This is a genomic window from Williamwhitmania taraxaci (assembly GCF_900096565.1).
GTDB classification, from domain to species: domain Bacteria; phylum Bacteroidota; class Bacteroidia; order Bacteroidales; family Williamwhitmaniaceae; genus Williamwhitmania; species Williamwhitmania taraxaci.
Map to the genome: position 1 here is coordinate 1 of NZ_FMYP01000167.1, position 1,450 is coordinate 1,450.

A 1,450-nucleotide genomic window follows, 5' to 3' on the forward strand; every position below is an offset into this window, starting at 1 on the left:
ACCCTTGCTGATGCTCTGTTCCAGTCTCCAATCTTGCTCGTCAATATTCCTTCAGAGCGGGTGCAAAAGTAAGGCTATTTTTGTTACTTCCAAACAATGACTAAAGTTTTTTTCAATAAAAAAGCAACCAATAAACAATGCCACTGAGATACAGCGGCATTCTAACTGAAAATAAATAACCGTAAGGAAACACTATCCTCTAATTTGGGCAAATATTCGGTAATAACAGGTAATTTAAAAAGGAAACCCCGGTTCCCCGAGGTTCAAAATTATGATGTTTTACTTGAAGCCTTATCGAAATATCCCTTTTCGAGATAATGCATTCCGATAGGCAGTAGCATTTCTATTGTGCTGAGCTAGGGTTGAAGCAAAGTTACTATACCCAGAAAAATCCTCTCGTGCGCAGAAGTATATATAGGAGTGCTTCTCGGCATTGAGAACTGCATTAACCGTGGATGTCGACGGAAAGTTTATTGGGCCTGGCGGAATACCGGCATACTTATAGGTGTTGTATGGGGAATCAGCAGAAAGGTGCTTGTTGAGAATCCGTCGCAAAGTAAAATCACCAACAGCAAATTTCACGGTAGGATCAGCCTGGAGAAGCATTCCCTTCTTTATCCGATTCAGGTAAACTCCTGCAATTCTTGGCTTCTCGCTACTCTTAACGGTTTCCTCCTCTACTATGGATGCGAGGGCTACCACTTCGGCAGGGGTTAAACCAAGGGAAGCAGCCTTTGCCTTACGCGCATCGGTCCAAAAAATATCATACTCCCTTTTCATCCGATCGAGAAATTTCTCGGTCGACGTATTCCAAAAGAATTCATACGTATTTGGAACAAACATGGAAGGAAACGCTTCAAGGCTAAATCCATACTTTGCGGCCACATTAGGGTCATTAAGTAAATTGAGCAGCGCGATGGAATCGGCCTCAAGCTGCCGCCCAACAAGACCGGCAAACCGATCCTTGCCTCGCATTGGATTGAAAACCAACTTTACCGGTGATTGTGTGCCCGTGCGGAGTATCTCAACCAGCCGATTATTACTCATTCCATTGGTGATCTTATAGCGACCGGGGAAAATACGCTGGTTATAATTCCGCTTTTTCGCAAGCCACTCGAAGCTGCTCCGGTTTATTATCAGCCCTTTTTCGTATAGCAGTCGAGTAACATCATCGATAGTCGATCCCGTAGGAATACAAATATAGGCCACATCCTTCTGCTGGATATAGACATTCGGCTTGTAGATATACTGATAGGCTTCAAAGGTAATAAAGCCAAACAGGCCTATTGTAATAAGACCAAATCCTATTACAACCTTAAACCAAAATGGAATCTTCTTTTTTCCCTTGCTCACACTAATAATTTTTTACAAAAGTAAATATCCTTATATCCGCAACATAAAAGCATAAAATAATCGGGAACCCCTGTAATAATAATCATCACAAGGCTTT

The 1,450-nt window shown here is 42.1% G+C and carries 1 protein-coding gene; it reads right to left on the reverse strand.

All coding sequences use genetic code 11. The features are described from left to right. Window positions 1-291: 291 nt before the first annotated feature. Window positions 292-1,353 (reverse strand): endolytic transglycosylase MltG, encoded by a 1,062-nt coding sequence (gene mltG, locus BLS65_RS17740; protein WP_212590598.1) that lies wholly within the window; start codon window positions 1,351-1,353, stop codon window positions 292-294. Between the last annotated feature and the right edge of the window lie 97 nt (window positions 1,354-1,450).